This is a genomic window from Streptomyces sp. NPDC050388, assembly GCF_040655635.1.
In the GTDB taxonomy this organism is placed as follows: domain Bacteria; phylum Actinomycetota; class Actinomycetes; order Streptomycetales; family Streptomycetaceae; genus Streptomyces.
The window spans coordinates 36,779-59,773 of sequence record NZ_JBFAKH010000047.1 but is presented as its reverse complement, the minus strand read 5'-3'; the positions used below and the strand labels follow the sequence as shown (position 1 = coordinate 59,773).

The window sequence follows — 22,995 nt, the reverse complement described above, 5'->3', positions numbered from 1 at the left end:
GGGTGGCCACCGGCTCGGTGGCCACCCCCTGATCCATGTCTTCACCGGGGCCCGGAAGCGGGGCCGCACAGCTCCGCCCGGCCCCGCCTCACCTCCTCTGCTTCACTCCCGATCCACCCCTGCCGCCGCGAGGGCTCCCGCGGCGGCTTCCGCTACGTGGGTCGCCGCCACGTCGGCCGCCACGTCGGCCGCAGCGCGAGGGCGCGTTCCCGGACGCCGGCCCACCGGGCCGACACCGCCCACACCACCCGCACCGTCGAGCGCGGGGCGAACAGCGCGCGCAGCCGCGTGCCACGGCCGGCCATGGACCGCAGACCGGCCGTCACCCGGCGCACGTCGTCCGTCGGTCCCACCGCGGGGCCCGGCCGCGGCGCGTAGAGGACCTGCTCCACGGCGTCCGCCACCCGGTGCACCGAGGCCGCGGCATCCAGGTCGAGCCGGCCGAGCCGGACGATCCGGGCCGCCGCCTTGCGCGGGGTCAGTGACTCGTCCGGGGAGACGCCGAAGTCCCACGCGGTGTCGGTCAGCTCGTCCCAGACGGCCAGGACGTGCGCGGTCGCGCCCGCCTCCGAACGGCCGTGCGCGCCCAGGCGCACCGCCCGGGTCCGCAGCCGCCACAACATCGGCGCCAGCGGCAGCACCAGGACGGCGAGACCCGCCGACGCCCACGCCAGCACCGTGTACCACCGGGGCCCGTCGCCGTCGGTGGGCAGCGCCGCCGACGGCGCCTCGCTCTCGCAGCCACCGTCCAGCCTTCGCTGCTCCAGCGTGCAGCCCTCGCGCGACGACGGGGCGGCCGAGGGCTCCGAGGACGCGGCCTCGGACGGCTGGGCCGGGTCGGGCACCGTGCTGTCCGAGGTGTCCGGCACGGTGTAGGAGGGCACCGAACCACGGGTGGGGGTCGGCTCGAAACGGGTCCAGCCCACGCCCTCGAAGTACAGCTCCGGCCAGGCGTGCGCGTCCCGCAGTCCCACCGACACCGAGCCGTTCGCCTGTGGGGTGCCGGGCGCGAAGCCCACCGCGACCCGGGCGGGTATGTCCAGCGACCGGGCCATCGACGCCATGGCGAAGGAGAAGTGGACGCAGAAGCCCTCCTTGTCCCTCAGGAAGCGGGCGATCGCCTGTGAGCCGCTGCCGACGGCGACCTCGGTGTCGTACTTGAAACCGCCGGTCGAGGCGAAGTACTCCTGGAGCCTGACCGCCCGGTCGTAGTCGTTCGTCGCCCCCTCGGTGACCTGGCGGGCGGTCCGGGACACCAGCGTGGGCAGCGAGTCCGGCAGCTCGGTGTAGTCCCGCTTCAGGGCGGCCGGCGGCGCCGACGCGTCGGCCAGCTGCTCCGCCGTGGGCCGTATGTCGAGGCTGCGCACGCCGTAGGTCAGTCCCCGGGTTTTCTGGCCGTGGTCGCCGACCAGCGTCATCCCGACGGGCTCGTAGCGCCAGTTCCCCCTGATGTCCACGCCGCTCGGTGGATACGGCATCGGCAGCCAGTCCTGCCCGTACCAGTCGGCGGTCGAGACCGTCGTGGAGATCTCCGCGCGCTCGACGTCCGGGCCGAGGCCGGCCGGAGTCGGGAAGGCGCCGTCGGGCACGGTGGTGATGGACCGCTTGGACGGCTTCCAGGTGGTGCCGTCGAAGTCGTCCAGGGAGACGATCCGCAGGTACAGGTCCGATACGTCCTCCATCTCGGTGCGCACGGACATGACCTGGCGGTCCTCGTCCACGTTCAACGAGTCGCGCAGCGACACCAGCGGGTTCACCGCGGAGATCGTGCCGCCCCCGCCGGAGCCCGAGCCGACGCCCGAACCCGCAGGGTCCAGCAGGCCGCCGTTCATCGTGGGCAGGGCGAGCGGCGCCACCAGGGCGATGCCCACCGCCAGCAGCCCGATCCGCCGGCCGGTGCGTACCGGGGCGGAGGCTCCGGTCGACTCGGTGGCCGGGCCCCGCGCCGCCCCGCCGAACACCCGCCCCCACTGGGAGAGCCGGTCGCGCCCCTCGGCGAGGAGCAGCGTCAGATAGCCGACCGCCGCCAGCAGGAACCACAGCCAGCCGTCGCCGCCGTCGTCGGACAGTCCCGCGGCCACCGAGTACAGCGCGAGCAGCGGAAGCCCGGCCGGGGCCGCGCTGCGGAAGGTCACCGCGAGGGTGTCCACCAGCAGCCCGATCAGCAGGACCCCGCCGATCAGCATCAGCCGGATGCCGTCGGACAACGGCGCCGGTATCGCGTAACGGCCGACGTCGGTGCCGCCCTGTTCGAGCAGCTCGGCGAAGAAGCGGAAGGCGTCAGGCCCCGGAACCAGGCCGGCGAACGCGTGCTCACGCGCGAACACCAGCGTCAGCAGCACGAGCGCGACCAGAGCCTGCACGGCCACGGTCAGCGGGCGGGCCAGCGGCACCCGCCGGGCCAGTGCGCCCGCGCCGGACTGCACGGCCAGGAGAAAGGCCGCCTGCACGATCCAGGAGGCCGGCTTGACCAGGGGCAGCAGCGCGCACGCGGCCAGCAGCGTGGCCGCCCACGAGGCCAGCGTCAGCCGTAGTCGTCCGCTCACCCTGCTCCCTCCCCACCACGCGCCGCCGCCAGACCGAACCGCTCCCGGTCGGCCAGCCGCCACTGCTCCTCCAGGGAGGCGCCCCGCGGCACGCTCACGGCCGTCCAGCCCGCTTCGCGCAGCATCCGCAGCCGCTCCCCGCCCCCCTCCGACGGGTCGTACACGGACGGGTCGTACACGTCCGACGGTTCCCGCAGCCAGGTCCCGCTGTCCAGGACGAAGGCGACGGCGCCCCCGCTGCGCTGCCGCATCCGGGCGAGCACCGCCGCCTGCTCCTCGTCGAGGTCGCCGAGGAAGGCCACCAGCAGCCCCTCGTTCCCCCCGCGGACCATGTCGTACGCCCGGGACAGGCCCGCCCCGTCGGAGTGGTCGACCACGGCGAGGGTGTCCATCATCAGCCCGGCCGCGTCCGCCGACTCCTGGCTCGCGCCCGCGAACCCGTCGGAGCCCTCGCCCGGCACCGAGTTGCCGGTGTCGGTCAGCAGCCGCACCGAGAAGCCCCGCTCCAGCAGGTGCACCAGGACGGAGGCCGCGCCCGACACCGCCCACTCGAACGCCGAGTCGGGCCCCGCGCCGTCGTAGGCGATGGCACGGGTGTCCAGCAGCACCGTGCAGCGGGCCCGTTGCGGCTGCTCCTCGCGGCGCACCATCAGCTCGCCGTAGCGCGCGGTGGAACGCCAGTGCACCCGGCGCAGATCGTCGCCGTAGCGGTAGCCGCGCGGGATCACGTCGTCCTCGCCGGCCAGCGCCAACGAACGCTGCCGTCCGTCGCCGTACCCCTTCGCCTCACCGCTCAGCCGCACCGGCGGCAGCGGCTCCACGCGCGGGATCACCGTCAGCGTGTCGTACGTCGAGAAGGACCGAGTCAGCTCGCACATCCCGAACGGGTCGGACAGGCGCAGCTGCAGCGGGCCGAGCGGATAGCGGCCGCGCAGGTCGGAGCGGACCCGGTAGGACACCTCGCGGCGGCCGCCCGCCTCCACCCGGTCCAGCACGAACCGGGGACGCGGCCCGAGCACGTAGGGCACCCGGTCCTGGAGCATCAGCAGACCCGTGGGCATGCGGGAGACGTTGTCCATCCGCAGATGCACCCGCGCCTCGGAGCCGGCGGGCACCCGCGCGGGGGACAGCCGGCGGCTGCCCGCGACCCGGTAGCGGGTGCGGTAGAGCACGCCCGCGCACATCAGCGGCAGCACCGCCAGCAGCAGCCCGACCCGCAGCAGATCGCTCTGCCCGAGCACGTAGGCGCAGGCCGTGGCGGCCACACCGGCGGCCAGGAAGGAGCGCCCGCGGGTGGTCAACCCGGCCAGAGCCGTGCGCAGGCCGCCCCTGTCACCGCGGTCGCCCTCCGCGCGGGCCGATCCCGCGGTGGTCATCACAGCCTCCGCGGCTGTTGCCGGCCGTACCCGAGACCGCCCCGGCCCAGACCGATGCCGGCCTGCTGCGGGGCGGCGGCGGGCATCGGGGTGCGCTGCAGGATCTCCTGGACCACCTGCTCCGCGGTGCGGCGGTTGAGCTGGGCCTGGGCGGTGGGCAGCAGCCGGTGGGCCAGCACGGCCACGGCGAGCGCCTGCACGTCGTCCGGCAGGGCGTAATCCCGGCCGTTCAGCGCCGCGGACGCCTTCGCCGCGCGCAGCAGGTGCAGTGTCGCGCGCGGCGAGGCGCCGAGTCTGAGGTCGGGGTGCGTGCGGGTGGCGGCGACCAGCTCCACCACGTACCGGCGTATCGGCTCGGCGACATGGACGGCGCGCACCGTCTCGATCAGCTTCAGGATCTCGTGCGCGTGGGCCACCGGCTGGAGGTCCTCCAGCGGGGAGACCCCGCCGTGCACGTCCAGCATCTGCAGTTCGGCCTCCGCGCTCGGGTAGCCGACCGAGACCCGGGCCATGAACCGGTCGCGCTGGGCCTCCGGCAGCGGATAGGTGCCCTCCATCTCGACCGGGTTCTGCGTCGCCACCACCATGAAGGGGCTGGGCAGCTCGTAGGTCCTGCCGTCGATGGTGACCTGGCGCTCCTCCATCGACTCCAGGAGCGCGGACTGCGTCTTCGGCGACGCGCGGTTGATCTCGTCACCGATCACCACCTGCGCGAAGATGGCGCCCGGCTTGAACTCGAAGTCCTGACGCTGCTGGTCCCAGATGGACACACCGGTGATGTCCGACGGCAGCAGGTCCGGTGTGAACTGGATGCGCCGCACCGAGCAGTCGATGGACCGTGCCAGTGCCTTGGACAGCATCGTCTTGCCGACTCCCGGAACGTCCTCGATGAGCAGATGCCCCTCGGCGAGCAGCACGGTCAGCGAGAGCCGTACGACCTCGGGCTTGCCCTCGATCACGCTCTCCACCGAATCCCGCACCCGCTCGGCCACGGCGGTCAGGTCATCCCCCACGCTGGGCCGCGCTCGCGTGGGGGAACCCCCAAGGCTCGCTCGATCGTCATAGGTCGGCACCCGGCCCTCCTCGGCCTTTCCCCCCGCTCCCAAGGAACAAGGGCCCCAAATGTCCGGGCGGCACCTTGCTGTGCGGCCCGGCTCACCCCGAATCACGGACACCGCGCGGGAAAAGTTCCGCGCGGCATCACTCCCGCATTCTTGCCGCCGTTACCGATTCGTGTCACTCGCCTGTGGACAACCGGCGGCGATATGTCAGGTCATGTGACCTTTGTGGGGCCGGAGGTCGGCCGTCCTCGGGGTGGGGCAGCAGGTCAGGCGGGGTCGATCTCGCGCAGCAGGCCGGTCTTCACGTCGAAGACGAACCCGCGTACGTCGTCGGTGTGCAGCAGGAACGGCGAGGTGCGCACCCGCTGCATCGACTGCCGTACGTCCTGGTCGACGTCGCGGAAGGACTCCACGGCCCAGGCCGGACGCTGACCGACCTCCATCTCCAGGTCGTGCCGGAACTCCTCGGTGATGGACTCCAGGCCGCAGTTGGTGTGATGGATGAGCACCACGCTGCGGGTGCCCAGCGCGCGCTGGCTGATGGTCAGCGACCGGATCACGTCGTCGGTGACCACACCGCCCGCGTTGCGGACGGTGTGGCAGTCGCCGAGTTCGAGGCCGAGCGCGGCGTGCAGGTCGAGCCGGGCGTCCATGCAGGCCACCACGGCGACGCGCAGAACGGGGCGGGCGTCCATCCCGGGATCGGTGAAGGCGCCGGCGTACTGCTCGTTGGCGTCGACCAGGCGGTCGGTGACCGTGCCGTGGCCGACCGTCACACTTCCGGAACTCGCGGGAACCGATGCAGAAGTCGTCATAGCCATGACGGTACTGGCCACGTGCTCTCCGGTCCTGCTGTGAGACAGGACAAAGAACGTCATCATGCTTTGGAGTGAGATGACCCACAAGGGTGGCGTGATCCTCCTCGTACGGGTGGTTTCCCTCGACGCGGGGTGTCGTCGGGCCGAGGGCCGCGCCGCACAGGCCGGTTGATTGACCGGGCGAAACCGTGGACTAAAGTGACGCGCAGCGGGGAGGCGAGACTCTCCCCGCTGCACTGATTTCCCCCGGAGACCCGGGCAGCGTCCCGGAGATCTCCCCGCGTGCGCTGCGCGTACGTACGGCTCGGCCCCCTCCCGTTCCCGGCCGGCTGACGCCTCCGGCGCCGGCAGACCGCCCCGTCCACACCGGGGGAGGGGCGGGGACCCGGCGGTGCGTCACGGCCGCGCCGGACCTTGAGAGGGCCCAGATCCAATGGGGCGCGAAGCGTTTGCGAACACGGGCGGGCAGAGTCGGCACGTTCCGGTGATGCTCCAGCGGTGCCTGGACATGCTGGCGCCCGCCCTGGAGCAGCCGGGAGCGGTGGTCGTCGACTGCACCCTCGGTCTCGGCGGCCACAGCGAGGCCCTGCTGACGCGGTTCCCCGAGGTGCGGCTGGTCGCCCTGGACCGGGACAAGGAGGCCCTGCGCCTGTCCGGCGAGCGGCTCGCCCCGTTCGGCGAGCGCGCCACCCTGGTGCACGCCGTCTACGACGAACTCCCCGAGGTGCTCGACCGGCTCGGCATCACGCGCGTGCAAGGCGTCCTGTTCGACCTGGGGGTTTCCTCCATGCAGCTCGACGAGGCCGACCGGGGCTTCGCCTACGCCCAGGACGCCCCGCTCGACATGCGCATGGACCAGACGACCGGCGTCAGCGCCGCCGACGTCCTCAACACCTACCCGCCCGGTGAACTCGTCCGCATCCTGCGCGCCTACGGCGAGGAGAAGCAGGCCAAGCGGATCGTGGCCGCGGTGGTGCGCGAGCGGGAGAAGGAGCCGTTCACCACCAGCGCACGCCTGGTCGAGCTGATCCGGGACGCGCTTCCGCAGGCCGCCAAGCGCACCGGCGGCAATCCGGCGAAGCGCACCTTCCAGGCCCTGCGCATCGAGGTCAACGGCGAACTCTCCGTACTGGAGCGGGCCGTCCCGGCCGCGGTGAAGGCGCTCGACGTCGGTGGCCGGATCGCCGTGCTGTCGTACCACTCCCTGGAGGACCGGCTGGTCAAGCAGGTGTTCGCGGCGGGCGCCGCCACCACCGCGCCCGCCGGGCTGCCCGTCGTCCCCGAGCGCTACCAGCCCCGGCTCAAGCTGCTCACGCGCGGTGCCGAACTTCCCACCGAGGAGGAGATCGCCGAGAACCGGCGGGCCGCACCCGCGCGGCTGCGGGGCGCCCAGCGGATCAGGGAGCACCTTGAATGAGACGTGTGAGGCGGAGGGGGCACGTGAGACGGTCACGACACGTGAGCCTGGCGCCGTGCAGGGCATGCGGGGGCGGAAGGCAGGCGAACCCAGGGGAGCGTGAGTGAGCAGGAAACCCGAACTGAAGGGGAGGGCGGCCCGTCTCGCGAGGCTCCTCCCCACGGGACGGGCCCAGGCGGCCCGCACCCCCTTCGTGCTGCTCGTCGTCCTTCTCCTGGGCGGTGGCCTGATCGGGCTCCTGGTGCTGAACTCGGCCCTCAGCGAGGGCGCGTTCGAACTCGACGACCTCAAGCGGGAGACGAAGAACCTCACCGACGAGGAACAGGCCCTGCAACGGGACATCGACGCCTACTCCGCTCCCGACGCCCTGCAGCGCCGCGCACGCGAACTCGGCATGGTGCCCGGCGGCGACCCCGTCTTCCTGAGCCCCGACGGCAAGGTCAAGGGCGCTCCCGCCCCCGCCCCCGCCTCCGCCGCCCGTGCCCCCCTGGTGATCCCCCCGGAGGCACTGGCCACCGCGACGGCCCCGCCCCCCTACGCGGTACCGAGCATCACAGCCGTTCCCCCGACCACCGCGGTCACGCCCACGCCCGCATCGACTCCCGGCAGGTGACGGAAGTGGCCGACAACCCCGACAACGCCTCCGGACAACCGCCGCGCCGCCGCGTGCCCGGACCCGCCGGGCCCGCCCGCCCGAGCGCCCGGCGGCGCCCCGGGCCCGGCCACCGCCCGGCCCGCCGCCCCGCCCCGCCCCGCCCGGCGGCCCCGAAGGCCCTCCGGCTGGGCAGCCCGCGCCCCCGCCTGCGCCTGGTCGGCCTGGCCCTGACCCTCGTCCTGGGCGTCTTCGTCGTACGCCTGCTCCAGGTGCAGGCCGTCGAGGCCGACACCTATGCGGCGAAGGCCGGACAGAACCTCCAGGTCGGCCAGGTGCTGGACGCCGAGCGCGGCGAGATCACCGACCGCAACGGCGTCGCCCTGGCGACCAGCGAGGACGCCTACGACATCACCGCCGACCCCACGATGTTCGCCCCCGACCAGCTGGAGATCGCCGACGGCCCCGAACAGGCCGCCGCCCTCCTCGCCCCGATCCTCGGCCAGGACCAGGACAAGCTGGTCGAGAAGCTGCGGCCGGACAACAAGGCCCTGCGCTACGTCAAACTCGCGAGCCGGCAGACCCCGCAGGTCTGGAGGCAGATCAAGGACCTGAAGGCCGCGTTGGCGAAGAAGGCGGAGACCGACACCTCCTCCGCCAACGTCCTCGCGGGCGTCCTGTCCGTGCCCACCAGCAAGCGGGTCTACCCGAACAACGAACTCGCCGCCGGGATACTGGGCTGGGTCAACGCCGAGGGCAAGGGCGGCGGCGGCATCGAGCTCCAGCTGGACAAGCGGCTGGCCGGTGAGGACGGCAGCATCCGCTTCGTCCAGTCCGGCGGCCGTCTGGTGCCGACCGCGGGGTCCAGCGAGACACCGGCCGTGCCCGGCAGCGACGTCGAGCTCACCATCGACCGCGACATCCAGTGGGCCGCGCAGAACGCCATCAGCGAGCAGGTCGAGGAGTCCGCGGCCGACCGCGGCTACGTCATCGTCCAGGACACCCGCACCGGTGAGATCCTCGCCATGGCCAACGCGCCCGGGTTCGATCCGGGCGACCTCTCCGAGGCCGATCCGGCGGCGCTCGGCAACGCGGCCCTCCAGGACGCCTTCGAGCCCGGCTCCACCGCCAAGGTCATGTCGATGGCGGCCGTACTGGAGGAGGAGGCGGCCACCCCGCAGACGCACGTCGTCGTGCCCAACCGGCTGCACCGCGGCGACCGGCTGTTCAAGGACGACGTCGACCACCCGACCTGGTACCTGACGCTCAACGGGGTGCTCGCCAAGTCCAGCAACATCGGCACCATCCTGGCCACCGGCCAGCTCGGCAAGACCCAGACCCAGGCCAACAAGGTCCTCTACGACTACCTGCGCAAGTTCGGCCTCGGCAACCACACCGGACTCGGCTTCCCCGGCGAGACCAAGGGCATCCTCGCCCCGCCCGACGCCTGGTCGACCTCGCAGCAGTACACGATTCCTTTCGGCCAGGGCGTGTCCGTCAACGCCATGCAGGCCGCGTCCGTCTACTCGACCATCGCCAACGGCGGCGTACGCATCGAACCCACGCTCGTACGCGGCACCAAGGGACCCGACGGACGCTTCACCCCCGCCCCGGAGCCCGAGAAGTCACGGGTGGTCAGCGAGAAGACGGCGAAGACCCTCGCCCGGATGCTGGAGTCGGTCGTGGACGACGAGGAGGGCACCGGAACCAAGGCGCGCATCCCCGGCTACCGGGTCGCGGGGAAGACGGGGACGGCCAACCGCGTGGATCCGGCCACCGGCAAGTACCACGGCTACACCTCCTCCTTCGCCGGGTTCGCACCCGCCGACAAGCCCCGGATCACCGTCTACTGCGCCATCCAGAACGCCACCGAGGGCAGTTACTTCGGCGGCCAGATCTGCGGACCCGTCTACAAGAAGGTCATGGAGTTCGCCCTCAAGACCCTCCAGGTACCGCCGACCGGTGCCGAACCGGCCAACCTCCCGGTCACCTTCAAACGCTGACCGGCCGCGAACCCCTCGCGTCCGGCCGGCACGGAACCACCCAGGAACAGCCCGTGACAACGATCACCCCCGATCCCGGGAACCGGGACACCCCCCGCCGCGTACCGGACCCCTCGTCCACGCCGCTCCCCCCGTCACCCCCGCCGGACGGGACCGCGGGCGAGCCCCGCTTTGGCTCCGCGACGGGTGCGCCCGGTACGCTCACCGCCGTGCCACACGCTGATCAGTCGCAAACCACTCAGAAGGGTCAACCCGTGACATTTCCCGGGCCGCCCCGGCCGGCGCGGGTGTCCGCCACACCCCTCGCGGAACTCGCCGGTCAACTGGGTGCCACCGCACCGTCCCGGACCGCCGACGTCACGGGCATCACCCATGACTCGCGCGCCGTGCGTCCCGGCGACCTGTACGCCGCCCTCCCCGGCGCCCGCGTGCACGGTGCCGACTTCGTCACCCAGGCCGCGGGCCTCGGCGCGGTCGCCGTGCTCACCGACCCGAGCGGTGCCGAACGCGTCGCCGCGGCCGGGCTGCCCGCGCTGGTGGTCGACGACCCCCGCGGGGAGATGGGCGAACTGGCGGCCACGATCTACGGCCACCCGGGCCGCGAGCTGCTCCAGATCGGCATCACCGGCACCTCCGGCAAGACCACCACCGCCTATCTCGTCGAGGGGGGCCTCAGGTCTGTCCACAGCACGGGGCTGATCGGCACCGTCGAGATGCGCGTGGGGGACGAGCGCATCAAGTCCGAGCGCACCACGCCGGAAGCCACCGACCTCCAGGCCCTGTTCGCCGTCATGCGCGAACGCGGGGTCGACGCGGTCGCCATGGAGGTCTCCAGCCATGCCCTGGTGCTGGGCCGGGTGGACGCCTGTGTCTTCGACATCGCCGTCTTCACCAACCTCAGCCCGGAACACATGGAGTTCCACTCCGACATGGAGGACTACTTCAGGGCCAAGGCACAGCTGTTCACCCCGGAGCGCAGTCGGCTCGCCGTGGTCAACGCCGACGACGAGTACGGCCGCCGCCTCACCAAGGAGGCCGGCGTCCCCGTCATCACCTACTCCGCGGAGGGGCACCCCGACGCCGACTGGCGCGCCGAGGACGTCGAGGTCGGCCCGACCGACTCGACGTTCACCGTGATCGGGCCCGATGACGAGCGGATCACCGCCCGGTCGCCGCTGCCGGGCCCGTTCAACGTGGCCAACACCCTCGCCGCGATCGTCGCCCTCGCCGCCGCCGGACTCGACCCGCAGGCCGCCGCCGACGGTGTCGCCGCCGTCCCCGGCGTGCCCGGCCGGCTGGAGCGGGTGGACGAGGGGCAGCCGTACCTCGCGGTGGTGGACTACGCCCACAAGACCGACGCCGTCGAGTCGGTGCTGCGCGCCCTGCGCAGGGTCACCGAGGGCAAGGTGCACGTGGTGCTCGGCTGCGGCGGCGACCGGGACGTCACCAAGCGTGAGCCGATGGGCGCCGCGGCGGCCCGGCTCGCCGACACCGCCGTACTGACCTCCGACAACCCCCGCTCCGAGGACCCCCTCGCCATCCTCGCCGCCATGCTCCAGGGCGCGGCCTCCGTGCCCGCCCACGAGCGCGGTGAGGTGCAGGTCTTCGAGGACCGGGCTGCGGCGATCGCCGCAGCCGTCGCCCGCGCGCAGCCCGGCGACGCCGTGCTGGTCGCGGGCAAGGGCCACGAGCAGGGGCAGGACATCGCCGGGGTGGTGCGTCCCTTCGACGACCGCCAGGTGCTTCGCGAAGCTATCCAGCAGACCCAGGGATGAACTTGTGATCGCCCTCTCCCTCGCCGAGATCGCCGAAGTCGTCGGCGGGCAGACGCACGACATACCGGATCCGTCCGTCCAGGTCACCGGAGGTGTCGTCCGGGACTCGCGGGAGGCGGGCCCGGGCAGCCTCTTCGTCGCCTTCGTCGGCGAACGCGTGGACGGCCACGACTTCGCGGCCGCGGTCGTCGAGGCGGGCGCGGCCGCCGTGCTCGCCTCCCGCCCCGTGGGCGTGCCCGCGATCGTCGTCGACGACGTCCCAAGAGCGCTGGGCGCCCTCGCCCGGCACGTCGTGCAGCGCCTCGGCGCGACCCTCGTCGCGCTCACCGGCTCGTCCGGCAAGACCAGCACCAAGGACCTCATCGCGCAGGTGCTGCGGCGCAAGGCGCCCACCGTCTTCACCCCCGGATCGCTCAACAACGAGATCGGGCTGCCGCTGACCGCGCTCACCGCCACCGAGGAGACGAAGTTCCTCGTGCTGGAGATGGGCGCCCGCGGGATCGGTCACATCCGGTACCTCGCCGGCCTGACGCCCCCGAAGGTCGGCCTCGTCCTCAATGTCGGCACCTCCCACATCGGCGAGTTCGGCGGCCGGGAGCAGATCGCCCAGGCCAAGGGCGAGATGGTGGAGGCCCTGCCGTCGGCCGAGGAGGGCGGCACCGCGATCCTCAACGCGGACGACCCGCTCGTACGTGCCATGGAGTCCCGTACGAAGGCGAAGGTGCTCCTTTTCGGAGAGACCGACGAAGCGGACGTTCGGGCCGAGAACGTGCGACTCACGGACAGCGGACAGCCCTCGTTCAGGCTTCACACACCCTCCGGTGCAAGCGATGTGACCATGCGCCTGTACGGTGAGCATCACGTGTCGAACGCGCTCGCCGCGGCCGCCGTCGCCCACGAGTTGGGCATGTCCGCAGAAGAGATCGCACTCGCGCTCTCCGAGGCGGGCTCCCTCTCCCGCTGGCGGATGGAGGTCACCGAGCGCCCGGACGGCGTGACGGTCGTCAACGACGCCTACAACGCGAACCCCGAGTCCATGCGAGCCGCCCTGCGCGCGCTCGCGGCCATGGGCAAAGCCTCACAGGCGAAGGGGGGCCGTACGTGGGCGGTGCTCGGCAAGATGGCCGAGCTCGGGGACGAGGCGCTCGCCGAGCACGACGCGGTCGGACGGCTCGCCGTCCGGCTCAACGTCAGCAAGCTCGTCGCGGTCGGGGGCAGGGAAGCCGCCTGGCTGCAACTGGGCGCATATAACGAGGGTTCGTGGGGTGAGGAGTCGGTGCACGTGTCCGACGCACAGGCGGCAGTCGACCTGTTGCGCAGCGAATTGCGCCAGGGAGACGTCGTTCTCGTGAAGGCGTCCCGTTCGGTCGGTCTCGAGAGCGTGGCGCAGGCGCTGCTCGCGACCGGTACCGAGGGTGAGGTCGTCACCCGATGATGAAGCAGATCCTGTTCGCAGGAGTCATTGGCCTCTTCCTGACGCTGGTCGGCACCCCGCTGCTGATCAAGCTGCTCGCACGCAAGGGGTACGGGCAGTACATCCGTGACGACGGCCCGCGCGAGCACGCCAGCAAGCGCGGTACGCCGACCATGGGCGGCATCGCCTTCATCCTGGCGACGGTCGCCGCGTACTTCCTGGCCAAGCTGGTCACGAGCTCCCTGGACCCCGAGGCCGACACGTCGCCGACCTTCTCGGGTCTGCTGGTGCTCGGTCTGATGGTGGGCATGGGCCTGGTCGGCTTCCTGGACGACTACATCAAGATCGTCAAGCGGCGTTCGCTGGGCCTGCGGGCCAAAGCGAAGATGGCCGGCCAGCTGATCGTCGGCATCGCCTTCGCGGTGCTCTCCCTGCAGTTCGCGGACTCCCGCGGCCAGACCCCGGCCTCCACGAAGCTGTCGTTCATCACGGACTTCGGCTGGACCATCGGCCCGGTGCTGTTCGTCGTCTGGGCGCTGTTCATGATCCTCGCGATGTCGAACGGCGTGAACCTGACGGACGGCCTGGACGGTCTGGCCACCGGTGCCTCCGTCCTCGTCTTCGGCGCCTACACCTTCATCGGTGTCTGGCAGTTCCAGGAGTCCTGCGCCAACGCGACGACCCTGACCAACCCGGGCGCCTGCTACGAGGTGAGAGACCCCCTGGACCTCGCGGTGGTCGCCTCCGCGCTGATGGGTTCCTGCCTCGGCTTCCTGTGGTGGAACACCTCGCCGGCCAAGATCTTCATGGGTGACACCGGTTCGCTCGCGCTCGGCGGTGTCCTCGCGGGCCTCGCGATCTGCTCCCGCACCGAGCTGCTGCTCGCCATCCTGGGCGGCCTGTTCGTCCTCATCACCATGTCGGTGGTCATCCAGGTCGGCTCCTTCAAGCTCACCGGGAAGCGCGTCTTCCGGATGGCGCCACTCCAGCACCACTTCGAACTCAAGGGGTGGTCCGAAGTCCTTGTGGTGGTCCGCTTCTGGATCATCCAGGGCATCTGCGTGATCGTCGGACTCGGCATCTTCTACGCGGGATGGGCAGCGGACAAGTGACCGACTGGCAGGGCAAGCACGTCACCGTAGCCGGGCTCGGCGTCTCCGGTGTCCCGGCGGCGAAGGTGCTGCACGGGCTCGGCGCGAGGGTCACCGTCGTCAACGACGGCGACGACGCCCGCGCCCGCGAGCAGGCCGCCGAACTGGAGGCGCTCGGCATCGCCGTGCGCCTCGGTGACGGCGCGACCCTGCCCGACGGCACCGAGCTGATCGTCACCGCCCCCGGATGGAAGCCGGACAAGCCGCTGTTCGCGGCGGCGGAGAAGGCCGGGGTGCCGGTGTGGGGCGACGTCGAACTCGCCTGGCGGCTCAGGAAGCCCGACGCGGCGCCCTGGCTCGCGGTCACCGGCACCAACGGCAAGACCACGACCGTCCAGATGCTCGCGTCGATCCTCCGCGCCGCGGGCCTGCGCACGGCCGCCGTCGGCAACATCGGCGTCTCCCTGCTCGACGTCGTCACCGGCGAGGAGCAGTACGACGTGCTCGCCGTGGAGCTGTCCAGCTACCAGCTCCACTGGGCGCCGTCCCTGCGCGCCCACTCGGCGGCGGTGCTGAACCTCGCCCCCGACCACCTCGACTGGCACGGCTCCATGGAGGCGTACGCCGCCGACAAGGGCCGTGTCTACGAGGGCAATCGGGTCGCCTGCGTCTACAACGCCGACGCCACCGACAAGCCGTCCACCGAGGACCTGGTCCGCGCGGCCGACGTCGAGGAGGGCTGCCGCGCCGTAGGCTTCACCCTCGGCACCCCCGGCCCCTCCCAACTCGGCGTCGTCGAGGGCATCCTGGTCGACCGGGCCTTCGTCGAGGACCGGCACAGGAACGCCCAGGAGCTCGCCGAGGTCACCGACGTCGACCCGCCCGCCCCGCACAACATCGCCAACGCCCTTGCCGCGGCCGCCCTCGCGCGCGCCTTCGGGGTGTCGGCGACGGCCGTACGGGACGGCCTGCGGGCCTTCACCCCGGACGCCCACCGCATCGCGCACGTCGCCGACGTGGACGGGGTCGCCTATGTCGACGACTCCAAGGCGACCAACACCCATGCGGCACAGGCGTCGTTGGCGGCCTACGAGTCGATCGTGTGGATCGCCGGCGGACTCGCCAAGGGCGCCACCTTCGACGAACTGGTCGCGGCGTCGGCGAAGCGGCTCCGCGGCGCCGTCCTGATCGGCCGGGACCGCGAGCTGATCCGCGAAGCCCTGGCGCGACACGCCCCGGAGGTACCCGTGGTCGACCTCGGCCGGACCGACACTGGGGCGATGCTCCAGGCTGTCCAGGAGGCGAAGCGGCTCGCACGGCCCGGCGACACGGTGCTGCTGGCCCCGGCCTGCGCATCGATGGACATGTTCGCCAACTACAACAGGCGCGGTGAGGCGTTCGCACAGGCGGTGCGCGAACTCGGTGCCTGACCCGGCCGCCTGCGCCGGGCGACCTTGGGAGGGACCTGTGGGACCGTCGAGGCACCGTGGGGCGCACAGCGGAGGCCGCCATGCCCAGTAGCCGCACCGGACGGCCGCCCGCGCCACGGGCGCCCCGTCCGCCCGCCGCACCCCGGCCCGCCCGCCGGAACACCGTCCGCACCCTCCACACACGGGTGCGCAGGGCCTGGGACCGGCCGCTGACCGCCTACTACGTGATCCTCGGCGGCAGCGCGCTGATCACCGTGCTCGGCCTGGTGATGGTCTACTCGGCTTCCCAGATCACCGCGCTGCAGATGTCGCTGCCGGGCTCGTACTTCTTCCGCAAGCAGCTCCTGGCCGCCGGCATCGGGGTCGTGCTGCTGCTCGCGGCCGCCCGGATGCCGGTGAAACTGCACCGGGCGCTGGCCTACCCCATCCTCGCGGGCGCCGTCTTCCTGATGGCCCTGGTGCAGGTACCGGGGATAGGGGTGGAGGTCAACGGGAACCAGAACTGGATCGAGCTCGGCGGCTCCTTCCAGATCCAGCCCAGTGAGTTCGGCAAGCTCGCCCTGGTGCTGTGGGGCGCCGATCTGCTCGCCCGCAAGCAGCACAAACGGCTGCTGGCCCAGTGGAAGCACATGCTGGTGCCGCTCGTACCGGCCGCCCTCATGCTGCTCGGACTGATCATGCTGGGCGGCGACATGGGCACGGCGATCATCCTGACGGCGATCCTGTTCGGCCTGCTCTGGCTGGCGGGGGCCCCCACCCGGCTGTTCGCCGGTGTGCTGGCCGTCGCCGCGCTGATCGGCGCGTTCTTCATCAGGAGCAGCCCGAACCGCATGGCGCGGCTCGCCTGCCTCGGCGCCACCGAACCCCAGGAGGGTCCCGTCGACTGCTGGCAGGCCGTGCACGGGATCTACGCCCTCGCGTCCGGTGGGATCTTCGGTTCCGGACTGGGTGCGAGTGTGGAGAAATGGGGTCAACTGCCTGAAGCCCACACCGACTTCATCTTCGCCGTCACCGGTGAGGAACTGGGCCTGGCGGGGACGCTGTCGGTGCTCGCCCTGTTTGCGGCTCTAGGCTATGCGGGTATCCGCGTGGCCGGACGCACGGAGGACCCCTTCGTGAGGTATGCCGCGGGAGGCGTGACCACCTGGATCATGGCGCAGGCCGTGATCAACATCGGTGCGGTCCTCGGACTGCTGCCGATCGCCGGTGTCCCGCTCCCGCTGTTCTCCTACGGGGGATCCGCCCTGTTGCCGACCATGTTCGCCATCGGGCTGCTGATCGCCTTCGCGCGTGACGAACCCGCTGCGCGGGCGGCGCTTGCGATGCGGCAACCTCGCTTTGGTAGAAAGCGGGCCGGGGGTTCTCAGCGGCCCCGGAGATGGAACACGATGCGACGGCGCGCCACGGCGGCACGTTCGTCCGGAGAGCGGTGAATTTCGGTGCATGTCGTACTCGCCGGCGGAGGAACCGCGGGCCACATCGAGCCCGCGCTCGCCCTCGCGGATGCCCTGCGCAGGCAGGATCCGACCGTGGGCATCACGGCCCTGGGCACGGAACGCGGTCTCGAGACACGTCTGGTACCCGAGCGCGGGTACGAACTGGCGCTGATCCCCGCCGTACCGCTGCCGCGCAAGCCCACCCCGGAGCTGATCACCGTCCCGGGCCGGCTGCGCGGCACCATCAAGGCGACGGAGCAGATCCTGGAACGCACCAAGGCGGACGCCGTGGTCGGCTTCGGCGGCTACGTCGCCCTGCCGGGTTACCTCGCCGCCAAGCGGCTCGGTGTGCCGATCGTCGTCCACGAGGCCAACGCCCGTCCCGGCCTGGCCAACAAGATCGGCTCCCGGTACGCGGCCCAGGTCGCCGTCTCCACCCCGGACAGCAAGTTGCGCGACGCCCGCTACATCGGGATCCCGCTGCGCCGCTCCGTGGCCACCCTGGACCGGGCCGCCGTGCGCCCCGAGGCCCGCGCCGCGTTCGGGCTCGACCCCAACCTGCCCACGCTGCTGGTCTCCGGCGGCTCGCAGGGCGCCCGCCGGCTGAACGAGGTCGTCCAGCAGGTAGCGCCGTGGCTGCAGCAGGCCGGGATCCAGATCCTGCACGCGGTCGGCCCGAAGAACGAACTGCCCCAGGTGCAGCAGATGCCGGGAATGCCCCCCTACATCCCGGTAAGTTACCTGGACCGGATGGACCTCGCGTACGCCGCGGCCGACATGATGCTCTGCCGCGCGGGCGCGATGACCGTCGCCGAACTCTCCGCCGTCGGGCTCCCGGCCGCCTACGTTCCGCTGCCGATCGGCAACGGCGAGCAGCGGCTGAACGCCCAGCCGGTGGTCAAGGCCGGCGGTGGCCTGCTGGTCGACGACGCGGAGCTGACGCCGGAGTGGGTGCGGCAGAGCGTGCTGCCGGTGCTGTCCGACCCGCACCGGCTGTACGAGATGTCCCGCGCCGCCGCCGAGTTCGGCCGCCGGGACGCCGACGACCTGCTCGTCAGCATGGTGTACGAGGCGATCGCCGCCCGCGCGCGGCACTAGGACAGGCCCTGGGCGCGTAGGTGAACGCGGATGACGGGAGGCAGGATTCGTGGCCGGAACGACGACCGCCGAGCGCGGTGGACGCCAGCGGGAGTCGTCCGGCCCGCCGCCCGTCAGGGGGTTGAGGCGGCGGCATCTTCGTCTGATCATCATCCTGACGGTCGCCCTGGTGTTCCTCGGGAGCGGGACGTTCTGGCTGCTGTACGGCTCCGATCTGGCCAGGGTGGAGCGGGTCTCCGTGTCGGGGACCCGTGTCCTGACTCCCGGGCAGGTGCGTGAGGTCGCCGACGTTCCCCTCGGGGAGCCGCTGGCCATGGTGGACACCGGGGCGATCGCAACGCGACTCCGCCGGGAAGTGCCCCGAATCGACACGGTTGACGTGATTCGTTCCTGGCCGCACGAAATCAGGTTGGAAATCACCGAGCGCACCCCGGTTCTCCTGATGGAAAAGGGCGGGGAGTTCATCGAGATCGACGCCGAGAGTGTCCGGTACGCCACGGTCTCGAAGGCTCCCCGAGGCGTTCCCCGACTGGAACTGACCGTCCGCCGAAGCGGCGCCACGGCCGCGAGCCTGCGCCGCTTCGGTGAGGCGCGGCTGGTGCGGGAGGCGGTCCGGGTCGTCCGCGAGGTCCCGGACTCCGTCGCCCGGGTCACCCGGAGTGTCAACGTCCGTACCCACGACGACATCTCGCTGAAGTTGACGGACGGCAGGGAGGTCGTCTGGGGAAGCGCCGAGAAGGGTGCCGCGAAGGCCCGCACCCTCACCGCTCTGCTGAAAGTGGCGCCGGACGCACGGCACTTCGACGTGAGTGTTCCCACCGCTCCCGCGTCATCAGGGGGTTGACGTGCATCAGTGCAGGTCAACCCCCTGGTTGGGCGGTGCCACGGCTGATCACATAGGGTGAAAAGAAAAACGGGAGGTTCGGCGTGTTCGTTGAACGCGCGCCACTTGTCGACCTAGTGTCCTGTTCAGAAGACTCCAGAGAGCAGACACACTGGTAACCCTAAACTTCAACGTTAGGGTTCGGGTCGGTGATACGGACCGTCCCCATCGGCATCAGTCGTCGGACCGCGGCAAGGCCGTGAGACGGCGACACGTAACTCGAGGCGAGAGGCCTTCGACGTGGCAGCACCGCAGAACTACCTCGCAGTCATCAAAGTCATCGGTGTCGGCGGCGGTGGTGTCAATGCCATCAACCGGATGATCGAGGTCGGTCTCAAGGGCGTCGAGTTCATCGCCATCAACACCGACGCGCAAGCCCTGTTGATGAGCGACGCCGACGTCAAGCTCGACGTCGGCCGTGAACTCACCCGCGGACTCGGCGCCGGAGCCAACCCGGCTGTCGGCCGCAAGGCGGCCGAGGACCACCGCGAGGAGATCGAGGAGGTCCTCAAGGGGGCCGACATGGTCTTCGTGACGGCCGGTGAAGGCGGCGGCACCGGCACCGGCGGCGCGCCCGTCGTGGCCAACATCGCCCGCTCGCTCGGCGCTCTCACCATCGGTGTGGTCACCCGCCCGTTCACCTTCGAGGGCCGGCGCCGCGCCAACCAGGCGGAAGACGGCATCGCCGAGCTCCGCGAAGAGGTCGACACCCTCATCGTCATCCCCAACGACCGGCTGCTGTCCATCTCGGACCGCCAGGTCTCGGTCCTGGACGCCTTCAAGTCGGCGGACCAGGTCCTGCTCTCCGGTGTCCAGGGCATCACCGACCTCATCACCACGCCCGGTCTGATCAACCTCGACTTCGCCGACGTGAAGTCGGTCATGTCCGAGGCCGGTTCGGCCCTCATGGGCATCGGCTCGGCCCGCGGCGACGACCGCGCGGTGGCGGCGGCCGAGATGGCGATCTCCTCACCGCTGCTGGAAGCCTCCATCGACGGCGCCCGGGGCGTGCTGCTCTCCATCTCCGGCGGCTCCGACCTCGGCCTGTTCGAGATCAACGAGGCCGCTCAGCTGGTCAGCGAGGCCGCCCACCCGGAGGCCAACATCATCTTCGGCGCGGTCATCGACGACGCCCTGGGCGACGAGGTCCGGGTCACCGTGATCGCGGCCGGTTTCGACGGCGGCCAGCCGCCGGCGAAGCGGGACAACGTCCTCGGCTCCTCCTCGGCCAAGCGCGAGGAGCCCGCCCCCGCGCGGCAGCCCGAGAGCCGGCCGTCCTTCGGCTCGCTCGGCAGCGTCACGCCCAAGGAGGAGCCGGAGCCGGCCCCCGAGCCGGTCAGTGACATCCCGGTGGCCCAGCCGCCGGTCCAGCCGACGAGGGCCTACTCGGACAGCGCGGCCGAGGAACTGGACGTCCCGGACTTCCTCAAGTGATAGGGCGGCACGAGAGCGTGCGCGGCGCGCACTTCGCCTTCACCGACCGGTGGGGCGGGGTGAGCGCCGCTCCGTATGCGGAGCTCAACCTCGGCGGAGCGGTCGGCGACGATCCCGGCGCCGTACGCGTCAACCGCGCACTGACCGCGAAGTCCCTGGGTCTCGACCCGGCCCGGGTGGTGTGGATGAACCAGGTGCACGGCGCCGACGCGAAGGTGGTCGACGCGCCGTGGGGCGATCGTCCGGTCCCCGAGGCCGACGCGGTCGTCACCGCGCGGCGGGGTCTCGCCCTCGCCGTGCTCACCGCCGACTGCGTGCCGGTGCTGCTCGCCGACCCCGTCGCCGGCGTGGCCGCGGCGGCCCACGCGGGACGGCCCGGACTGGTCGCGGGGGTGGTCCCCGCCGCCGTGCGGGCCATGACCGAACTCGGCGCCGACCCGGCCCGGATCGTCGCCCGCACCGGGCCCGCCGTCTGCGGCCGGTGCTACGAGGTGCCGAAGGGGATGCGCGCCGACGTGGCCGCCGTAGAACCGGCGGCGCACGCCGAGACGAGCTGGGGTACGCCGGCGGTCGATGTGGCCGGGGGCGTACACGCCCAGCTCGAACGGCTCGGGGTGCGCGACCGCGAGCGGTCGCAGGTGTGCACTCTGGAGTCGGACGATCACTTCTCGTACCGGCGCGACCGCTCCACCGGGCGGCTCGCGGGCTATGTGTGGCTGGACTGATGGGGCATGACGGAACGTAGGGACGAACTCGCCGCGAACCTCGCGGATGTGGAGCGACGGATCGCCGCCGCGTGCGCGGCCGCCGGACGCGGGCGCGACGAGGTGACCCTGATCGTGGTCACCAAGACCTTCCCCGCCAGTGATGTGCGGATCCTGTCGGAACTCGGTGTACGTCATGTCGCCGAGAACCGTGACCAGGACGCCGCCCCCAAGGCGGCCGAATGCTCTGATCTGCCCCTTTCTTGGCACTTTGTCGGACAGCTTCAGACCAACAAGGTGCGATCCGTGGTCGGTTACGCGGATTTCGTGCAGTCCGTCGACCGTGCCCGACTTGTCACGGCCCTCGCCCGGGAGGCCGTGCGGGCCGGACGCGAACTCGGCTGCCTCGTCCAGGTCGCGCTCGACGCCGATGAGCCCGCGGCGGGTGGGGGCCGGGGCGAGCGCGGCGGTGTCGCGCCGGGCGGCGTCGCGGAGTTGGCCGATCTGATCGCCGGGTCCGAAGGGCTGCGGCTGGACGGGCTGATGACCGTCGCCCCGCTCGCCGGGGAGTACGCCGGGCGGCAACAGGCGGCGTTCGAGCGCTTGATGGATTTGTCGACCGACCTGCGGACGTCTCATCCGGCTGCGAAAATGGTTTCTGCGGGGATGAGTACGGATCTCGAACAGGCCGTTGCGGCCGGAGCGACACATGTGCGCGTCGGCAGTGCGGTACTCGGAGTCCGCCCCGGGCTCGGGTAACGTCGCCAGGAAGTCGGACCACAGTAGAAAATATGGTCATTGCCGCTGATGAGCGGACTTGAGGACCTTGTGGATCGCGGGCACTTGGCGGTCGTCAGCGGATCCACCACAGAGGAGGACTCGGAGCATGGCCGGCGCGATGCGCAAGATGGCGGTCTACCTCGGCCTCGTGGAGGACGATGGGTACGACGGCCGCGGATTTGACCCAGACGACGACTTCGAGCCCGAACTCGACCCGGAGCCCGAACGGGACCACCGGCGGCACGAACCGTCGCACCAGTTGCATGGGGCACATCAACTCCAAAGGGACGAAGAGGCGCGAGTGGTGCAACCGCCCCCGCCTCGCGAGCCGGTTGCCCGGTCCGCTTCGCTTCCCGCTGAATCGGCACGCCCGGCGCGCATCGCGCCCGTGGCGTCCATCACACAAGAACGCGCGAACCTGGAGAAGAACGCACCGGTGATCATGCCCAAGGTCGTGTCGGAACGAGAGCCTTACCGGATCACCACACTTCACCCTCGGACCTACAACGAGGCCCGTACCATCGGGGAACACTTCCGTGAGGGCACCCCGGTGATCATGAATCTTACTGAGATGGATGACACGGACGCGAAGCGACTTGTCGACTTTGCGGCCGGTCTGGTGTTTGGTCTTCACGGCAGTATCGAGCGGGTGACGCAGAAGGTGTTCCTGCTGTCTCCTGCTAACGTCGATGTCACGGCGGAGGACAAGGCCCGTATCGCAGAGGGCGGGTTCTTCAACCAGAGCTGAGACGCAGGACCGGACAGAAGCAGGACACAGGGGAGAGGGACCGACAGACCATGAGCGTGTTCGCGCAGGTGATCTACATCGCGCTGATGGTGTTCCTCATCGTGCTCATCTTCCGCCTGGTCATGGACTATGTCTTCCAGTTCGCCCGCTCGTGGCAACCCGGCAAGGTGATGGTGGTCGTCCTGGAGGCCACCTACACTGTCACCGATCCACCGCTCAAGCTTCTGCGGCGGTTCATCCCGCCGCTGCGTCTCGGGGGCGTGGCGCTCGACCTGTCCTTCTTCGTACTGATGATCATTGTCTACATCCTGATCTCCCTCGTGGGCAGTGCGCTGAGGTGACTGTGGACGACATGGGCCTGCCGACTGCCGATGACTACGTTGAGGTGA

Annotated in this window: 19 protein-coding genes; 15 read left to right on the top strand and 4 right to left on the bottom strand. The window is 71.2% G+C overall.

Features of this window, described 5'->3' with window-relative positions:
• Positions 1–152 precede the first annotated feature (152 nt).
• The 4 genes from AB0I73_RS25340 to AB0I73_RS25325 all read right to left on the bottom strand — a co-directional run bounded on the left by AB0I73_RS25340 (position 153) and on the right by AB0I73_RS25325 (position 5,798).
• Positions 153–2,546, bottom strand: coding sequence for a DUF3488 and transglutaminase-like domain-containing protein (locus AB0I73_RS25340; RefSeq protein ID WP_363040954.1), 2,394 nt, complete (start codon positions 2,544–2,546; stop codon positions 153–155).
• On the bottom strand, positions 2,543–3,922 hold the full coding sequence (locus AB0I73_RS25335; RefSeq protein ID WP_363040952.1) for a DUF58 domain-containing protein: 1,380 nt from the start codon (positions 3,920–3,922) through the stop codon (positions 2,543–2,545). The genes AB0I73_RS25340 and AB0I73_RS25335 overlap by 4 nt, the downstream gene beginning before the upstream one ends.
• Positions 3,922–4,935 (bottom strand): MoxR family ATPase, encoded by a 1,014-nt coding sequence (locus AB0I73_RS25330; protein WP_363040950.1) that lies wholly within the window; start codon positions 4,933–4,935, stop codon positions 3,922–3,924. Before AB0I73_RS25330 ends, AB0I73_RS25335 begins: the two co-directional genes overlap by 1 nt.
• 314 nt (positions 4,936–5,249) lie before the next feature.
• Positions 5,250–5,798: a carbonic anhydrase gene (locus AB0I73_RS25325; protein WP_363040948.1), complete on the bottom strand. Its 549-nt coding sequence runs from the start codon at positions 5,796–5,798 to the stop codon at positions 5,250–5,252.
• A gap of 436 nt (positions 5,799–6,234) precedes the next feature.
• Between AB0I73_RS25325 and rsmH the strand changes: the two genes are divergently transcribed.
• The 15 genes from rsmH to AB0I73_RS25250 all read left to right on the top strand — a co-directional run bounded on the left by rsmH (position 6,235) and on the right by AB0I73_RS25250 (position 22,947).
• The gene (gene rsmH, locus AB0I73_RS25320; protein ID WP_109377874.1) at positions 6,235–7,218 is read left to right on the top strand and encodes a 16S rRNA (cytosine(1402)-N(4))-methyltransferase RsmH; all 984 of its coding nucleotides are present in this window, start codon (positions 6,235–6,237) and stop codon (positions 7,216–7,218) included.
• Between the two features lie 103 nt (positions 7,219–7,321).
• A complete protein-coding gene (locus AB0I73_RS25315) occupies positions 7,322–7,831 on the top strand; it encodes a septum formation initiator family protein (protein ID WP_363040945.1) in 510 nt (169 codons plus the stop codon).
• A gap of 5 nt (positions 7,832–7,836) precedes the next feature.
• Positions 7,837–9,813, top strand: a complete 1,977-nt coding sequence (locus AB0I73_RS25310; RefSeq protein WP_363040943.1) for a penicillin-binding protein 2 — start codon at positions 7,837–7,839, stop codon at positions 9,811–9,813.
• A gap of 254 nt (positions 9,814–10,067) precedes the next feature.
• Complete coding sequence (locus AB0I73_RS25305; protein WP_363040941.1) at positions 10,068–11,588, top strand: UDP-N-acetylmuramoyl-L-alanyl-D-glutamate--2,6-diaminopimelate ligase; 1,521 nt, start codon at positions 10,068–10,070, stop codon at positions 11,586–11,588.
• A gap of 4 nt (positions 11,589–11,592) precedes the next feature.
• Entirely contained in the window at positions 11,593–13,023 is a 1,431-nt protein-coding gene (murF, locus tag AB0I73_RS25300) for a UDP-N-acetylmuramoyl-tripeptide--D-alanyl-D-alanine ligase (protein WP_363040939.1), read from the top strand.
• Entirely contained in the window at positions 13,023–14,114 is a 1,092-nt protein-coding gene (gene mraY, locus AB0I73_RS25295; protein WP_363040958.1) for a phospho-N-acetylmuramoyl-pentapeptide-transferase, read from the top strand. The genes murF and mraY overlap by 1 nt, the downstream gene beginning before the upstream one ends.
• Positions 14,096–15,523, top strand: coding sequence for a UDP-N-acetylmuramoyl-L-alanine--D-glutamate ligase (murD, locus tag AB0I73_RS25290; RefSeq protein ID WP_363040937.1), 1,428 nt, complete (start codon positions 14,096–14,098; stop codon positions 15,521–15,523). The genes mraY and murD overlap by 19 nt, the downstream gene beginning before the upstream one ends.
• An 80-nt stretch (positions 15,524–15,603) precedes the next feature.
• Positions 15,604–16,956 (top strand): putative lipid II flippase FtsW, encoded by a 1,353-nt coding sequence (ftsW, locus tag AB0I73_RS25285; RefSeq protein ID WP_363040935.1) that lies wholly within the window; start codon positions 15,604–15,606, stop codon positions 16,954–16,956.
• Between the two features lie 6 nt (positions 16,957–16,962).
• Complete coding sequence (murG, locus tag AB0I73_RS25280) at positions 16,963–18,057, top strand: undecaprenyldiphospho-muramoylpentapeptide beta-N-acetylglucosaminyltransferase (protein ID WP_202280742.1); 1,095 nt, start codon at positions 16,963–16,965, stop codon at positions 18,055–18,057.
• Positions 18,058–18,106: 49 nt separating this feature from the next.
• Complete coding sequence (locus tag AB0I73_RS25275) at positions 18,107–18,901, top strand: FtsQ-type POTRA domain-containing protein (RefSeq protein WP_363040933.1); 795 nt, start codon at positions 18,107–18,109, stop codon at positions 18,899–18,901.
• A 279-nt stretch (positions 18,902–19,180) separates the two neighbouring features.
• Positions 19,181–20,374 (top strand): cell division protein FtsZ, encoded by a 1,194-nt coding sequence (gene ftsZ / locus AB0I73_RS25270; RefSeq protein ID WP_109383516.1) that lies wholly within the window; start codon positions 19,181–19,183, stop codon positions 20,372–20,374.
• Positions 20,371–21,099, top strand: coding sequence for a peptidoglycan editing factor PgeF (pgeF, locus tag AB0I73_RS25265; protein WP_363040930.1), 729 nt, complete (start codon positions 20,371–20,373; stop codon positions 21,097–21,099). The genes ftsZ and pgeF overlap by 4 nt, the downstream gene beginning before the upstream one ends.
• Before the next feature lie 6 nt (positions 21,100–21,105).
• Complete coding sequence (locus AB0I73_RS25260; protein WP_109383518.1) at positions 21,106–21,837, top strand: YggS family pyridoxal phosphate-dependent enzyme; 732 nt, start codon at positions 21,106–21,108, stop codon at positions 21,835–21,837.
• A gap of 127 nt (positions 21,838–21,964) precedes the next feature.
• Complete coding sequence (gene sepF / locus AB0I73_RS25255) at positions 21,965–22,606, top strand: cell division protein SepF (protein ID WP_363040928.1); 642 nt, start codon at positions 21,965–21,967, stop codon at positions 22,604–22,606.
• A gap of 50 nt (positions 22,607–22,656) precedes the next feature.
• Entirely contained in the window at positions 22,657–22,947 is a 291-nt protein-coding gene (locus AB0I73_RS25250) for a YggT family protein (RefSeq protein ID WP_257849533.1), read from the top strand.
• The last annotated feature ends 48 nt before the right edge of the window (positions 22,948–22,995 follow it).